At 68.5% G+C, this 5,337-nt stretch carries 3 protein-coding genes and 2 pseudogenes; 1 reads left to right on the forward strand and 4 read right to left on the reverse strand.

Annotated features, from left to right (window positions below):
• Nucleotides 1-179: 179 nt before the first annotated feature.
• From ACFV9O_RS39490 to ACFV9O_RS39505, 4 genes and pseudogenes are all read right to left on the reverse strand, one after another.
• Nucleotides 180-884, reverse strand: a complete 705-nt coding sequence (locus ACFV9O_RS39490; protein WP_385427702.1) for a flavodoxin — start codon at nt 882-884, stop codon at nt 180-182.
• Nucleotides 885-978: 94 nt separating this feature from the next.
• A complete protein-coding gene (locus ACFV9O_RS39495; RefSeq protein ID WP_385427705.1) occupies nt 979-1,830 on the reverse strand; it encodes an aldo/keto reductase in 852 nt (283 codons plus the stop codon).
• A 29-nt stretch (nt 1,831-1,859) separates the two neighbouring features.
• On the reverse strand, nt 1,860-2,888 hold the full coding sequence (locus tag ACFV9O_RS39500; protein ID WP_385427708.1) for an alcohol dehydrogenase catalytic domain-containing protein: 1,029 nt from the start codon (nt 2,886-2,888) through the stop codon (nt 1,860-1,862).
• Between the two features lie 63 nt (nt 2,889-2,951).
• Nucleotides 2,952-3,928 (reverse strand): annotated as a pseudogene (locus tag ACFV9O_RS39505) (aldo/keto reductase).
• 227 nt (nt 3,929-4,155) lie between these two features.
• On the opposite strand from ACFV9O_RS39505, the pseudogene ACFV9O_RS39510 reads away from it, so the two are divergent.
• Nucleotides 4,156-5,064 (forward strand): annotated as a pseudogene (locus ACFV9O_RS39510) (helix-turn-helix transcriptional regulator).
• Nucleotides 5,065-5,337: the final 273 nt, after the last annotated feature.

The raw sequence follows: 5,337 nt of genomic DNA on the forward strand, positions 1-5,337 counted from the left end.
CTTCACCGAAGTCACACGCCCACAACCAGCGTGAGCACCCCGACGCCGACGCACACCAGGCCCGTGACCTGCTGCTTCACGATGCACACCACTCACTGAGCGCCGTAGTTGGCCCGTCCGGCCATTTGCGTGCCCAGCGTCCGCAGTCGCTCCCTGGTGCAGCGAGCGGTAGGGCCCGTTCAAGAGACGGTGAAGCCGATGCGTTGCAGCCAAACTTTGATGACGCCGTCGGCTTCGTCGACCTTTTCACCCCGGACAGCCAGCCCTTCAGCGAATGTCGCGCCCGGGCACGAAGCTGTGTAGTCGCGTGCGGTGGTGCCCAGGCCGCTCATGGCGTGGGTTGTGAAGGGGACAACGGTCCTGCCGGAGAAGTCGAGTTTCTCGGTGAACGTCGTCATGATCATGGGTGCGCGCACGTTCCAGATGGGGCTGCCCAGCAGCACGGTGTTGTAGCTGTCCAGGGCGGGTAGCGGGCCCGTGATGGCAGGACGTGCGTCGGCGTCCTGTTCGCGGGCATTGCGTTGCACGGTCGCGTCGTAGTCCGCTGGGTAGGGGTCGGCGGCCTCGATCCGGTGCACGTCGCAGTTGATGATGCTGCGGATTTTGCGGGCCATCACTTCGGTGTTGCCGACCTTCAGTGTGGTGCGGTCGCCGTAGTAGTAGTTCTCACCAGGGCGGGAGAAGTAGGCCAGGAGCACCCTGCCCCGCGCCGGGCCCGTCACGGACGAGCTCGGTGACGCCTGCCGGCGATCTGGGGCGTCTTTGCTCTTGGGGGATGAACAGCTGGTGAGGTGGGGTGTGGTCACGGCGGTGATTCCTGTCAGCAGCGTGGCGCGCAGGAAGGTGCGTCGCCCGGCTGCGGCGATGGGGTCCTGCTGGGGCACGGTGATCCCTTCATGACGGGTCTGGCAGCGGGAAGGAGCGGGATAGATGCAGCGCGGGCGGTCTGCGTCCTCGCCCCGTAACTCGTACGGCGGTTCAGGCATCCACGCGGCGCTTGGCGAGCCAGGTGACCATCTCGGGGTCGTGGTGGTCGAAGAACAGCGAGCTGCCGGTGTCCAGCGTGGCGATCTGAGCCACCTGTTCGTCGGTGAGTTGGAAGTCGAAGACGTCGAAGTTTTCCTCCATCCGCTTGGCACGCACCGACTTGGGGATCGCGATCACGCCGCGCTGGGTCAGCCAGCGCAGCACGACCTGCGCCACCGACTTGCTGTGCTCCTTACCGATTGCGGCCAGCAGCGGGTTGGAGAACAGGTCGTTCCTGCCCTCGGCGAAGCCTCCCCAGGACTGGATCTGCACCCCGTGCTCGCGCATCAGGTCCTGGTAGTCGGCGCGCTGGAAGAACGGATGGGTCTCGATCTGATTGACCGCTGGCACGATGTCGTTGTTGACGATCAGGTCGATCAGCCGGTCGGGGTAGAAGTTGGCGACACCGATCGCCTTGGCGCGGCCCTCACGATTGAGGGCCTCCATGGCGCGCCACTGCCCGTAGACGTCGCCGAAGGGCTGGTGCATCAGGTACAGGTCGAGGTAGTCCAGGCCCAGCTTCTGCAGTGACGTCTCGAAGGCGCGATTGGTGTTGTCCTCGGCGGGGGCGTCCTGCACCCACAGTTTGGTGGTGACGAACAAATCCTCCCGTGGGAGGCCGCTGCTCTTGATCGCGCGGCCGACAGCGTCCTCGTTGCCGTAGGCGGCCGCGGTGTCCAGGAGGCGGTAGCCGGCGGCGAGGGCGTCGGAGACGGCGCGCTCAGTGTCCTCGGCGGGGATCTGGTAGACGCCGAAGCCGAGGAGCGGCATCGCGACGCCGTTGTTCAGGGTCACGAACTGCATGAGGGTTGGTCCTTTGCTGGGGGCGGGGGTCAGGGGGTGATGAGTGCCTTGAGGACCTGGCGGTCGGCCATGGCCCGGTAGGCGTCAGGGGTCTGGTCGAAGGTGAATTCCTGGTCGAAGACGCGGCCGGGGGTGAGGGTGCCGTCCAGCACGTCGGGCAGCAACTGCTCGATGTAGGCGCGGGCGGGGCTGGCGCCGCCGGTCAGGGTGATGTTCCGCATGAACTCGGCCGGGCCGATCGGTCCCTGCTCGTACTGCGGGACACCGAGGCGGCTGATGGTGCCGCCGTCCAAGAGCGCGCCGAGGGCGGTGTCCAGCGCCTGGCGGGTGCCGACGGCTTCGATCACCTTGGCCACGCCGCCGGTCAGATCCTGGATGCGGGCGATGCCTTCGTCGCCACGCTCGGAGACGACGTCGGTGGCACCGAAAACACGGCCCAGGTCGGTGCGTGCCGTGTGGCGGCCCGCGAGCAGGATCCGCTCGGCTCCCAGGCGCTTGGCGGCGAGGACCGCGCACAGGCCGACCGCGCCGTCCCCGACGACCAGCACCGTGTCCCCGCGGCTGACGCCGGCGGTGACGGCGCCATGGTGGCCGGTGGTCATCACGTCCGACAGCGCCAGCAGCGACGGCAGCAGCTGCGAGTCGGCGGCGACCGGCAGCGTGATGAGGGTGCCGTCGGCGTGCGGGACGCGGACCGCCTCGCCCTGGCCGCCGTCGACGCCGTCGAATCCGTAGCGGCCGCCGTTGCGGCAGGAGATGTGCAGGCCCTTGGCGCAGTAGTCGCAGGTGTTGTCGCTGTATGTGAACGGGGCGACGACCAGGTCACCCGTCTTCAGGCCGGTCACGTCCGCGCCGCTCTCCTCGACGATGCCGAGGAACTCGTGCCCCATGGGCCGGCCCGTGTCAGTGGCGGGCATGGACTGAAACGGCCACATGTCGCTTCCGCACACGCACGAGGCGAGTGTGCGGACGATGGCGTCGGTGGGCTGGATGATCTTCGGGTCGGGTCGGTCCTCGACGCGGACGTCTCCGGCTCCGTACATCATTGCTGCGCGCATGAGGGAGGTGCTCCAGGGGGATGGATGTGCCGCTCACGGCGGCGGTCGGTCGGCGGGCCGGGCTCAGCGTTCGAGCATCTGACGTCCGGCTTCCGTGTGGGTCTCGCCCGCGGCCTGCGGCAGGCTCTCCAGCCGGGCCAGTTGCTCGGGTGCAAGCTCGATAGCGTCGGCGGCGGTGTTCTCCTCGACGCGGTGCACGCGCTTGGTCCCTGGGATCGGGGCGATGTCGTCGCCCTGGGCGAGCAACCAGGCCAGTGCGACCTGGGCGGGCGTGGCACCGGCCTGCTCGGCGATGGCCTGGACCTCGTTGGCGATCGCCAGGTTGCGCTGGAAGTTGTCGCCAGTGAAACGCGGGTTCCGTGCCTGAAGTCGCCTTCCTTGAAGCCGTCCGTGGAGCGGATTTGCCCGGTCAGGAAACCGTGGCCGAGCGGGGCGAAGGGCACCAGACCGATGTTCAGCTCGCGCAGGACGGGCAGGATTCGCTCCTCGATCCCGCGGGTCCACAGCGAATACTCCGACTGCACGGCGGTGACCGGCTGCACGGCGTGGACGCGGCGGATCGTGTCCGGGCCGGCCTCCGAGAGACCGAAAGCGCGCACCTTGCCCTCGGCGACCAGGACGGCCACGGCGCCGGCGGTCTCCTCGATCGGTGCGTTCGGATCTACGCGGTGCTGGTAGTACAGGTCGATGTGGTCGGTGCCCAGCCGCTTCAAGGAGCCCTCGACGGCGGTGCGGATGTTGGCCGGGCTGGAGTCCAGATTCCATGCGCCCGCTCCGGCGTGGGAGACCATGCCGAACTTCGTCGCCAGCACCACCTTCTCCCGGTGCCCCTTCAGCGCCCGGCCCAGCAGCTCCTCATTGGCGTAGGGGCCGTAGATCTCGGCGGTGTCGATGAACGTGACGCCCAGCTCCAGCGCCCGGTGCAGGGTCCGGACGGCCTCCGCCTCGTCGGTGCCGGAGTCGGTGTAGCCGTGGGACATGCCCATCGCGCCGAGACCGATCCGGGAAACCTCCAGGTCACGCAGCTTGATGTAGCGCATTCGGTATCTCCGGTTCGTGGCGTACCCCGGCGGCACTCTGACCTGAGCGCTGTCGTCGCGCCTGCTCAGCGTCACCAGCTGCGAGAGACGCAGCGGCGGGCCTGCCGGTGTTGCCCATTCACCTTCGCCCAGATTGCGCCGGGGTGGCAGGGCGGGCTCTTCGGGGGTAATGACACGGCCCCCCGCACGCCTGCACTGCAGGTGAAGGCGGTGTGAGACTGGAAGGCATGGCATCTGAGAGCGCGAAGAGCGAGGGCGCCGAGCTGGGTCGCTTCCTGCGCGCCCGCCGCACCCAGACCAGCCCCGAACACGTCGGGCTCACCGTCGGCACCGGAGTACGCCGCACCCCGGGCCTGCGCCGCGAGGAGCTGGCCACCCTCGCCGGCATCAGCATCGACTACTACGTGCGCCTGGAGCGCGGCAAAGAGACCCGCCCCAGCCCCGCCGTCCTTGACTCCCTCGCCCGCGCCCTGCACATGGACGACCAGGAGCACCAGCACCTGCGCGAGCTCGCCGCTCGCGCCGCCCGTTACACCCCCGAGCCGCCGCCCGCACCGAGCCGCACCGTGCGCCCTCACCTCAAGCTGCTGCTGGAATCACTGCGCCCGAACCCGGCCTACGTCATCAGCCGCAGCATGGACATGCTCGCCTGGAACCCGGGCGGCCTTGCCCTCTACGCAGGCCTGGACGACTGGCCGGTCAAGCAACGCAATCTCGCCCGCTACCTCTTCCTCCACCCCGCAGCTCGCGACCTTTTCCACGACTGGGACCGGCAGATCACCGCTTGCGTCGCCCGCCTGCGCGCCATTGCCGGCACCGCACCCGATGCCCCCGACCTGACCAACCTGGTCGGCGAACTCCTCCTGAAGAGCCCCGACTTCGCGGGCCTGTGGGAACGCTACGAAGTGACCGGACGCAAGCCCACGCACAAGACGTTCCACCACCCGCAGGTCGGCATGGTCACCCTCACGTCCTAGTCCCTGCACGTGGAAGGCACCCCCGGACAGCGCATCGGCGTCTACACCGCCGAGCCCGGCAGCCCCGACCACGACGCGCTACTCCTGCTCGACATGACCGCGCCCTCGTCACCTGGCTCCCGCTCCTCGCAGGAAGGTGCGACTCGCCGACAGAGCTGACCGCCCCGCCCTTGGCGGAGCGGCGAGGTGTCCTGGACGAGCGTGCCGAGCCGGCTCATCGAGAGGCCGTCAGCTGGCTGGATCGCGTGACGCGTCAGGGGCAGCGGCCGGCCCGGTAGTGCTGTGGGTCCAGCTGGCGAGGATGCCGATGGCTTCTGCGGAGGGGGAGGCGGGTTCGGGGGTTACGAACTGCTCGGGCTTGAGTCAACTCTAGTGTGTCTTATAGCCTCTGAGTGGCTGTTATGGTCACTGCATGAACCTCAAGGAGTGGGC

The organism is Streptomyces sp. NPDC059909 (assembly GCF_042730885.1).
GTDB lineage: Bacteria > Actinomycetota > Actinomycetes > Streptomycetales > Streptomycetaceae > Streptomyces.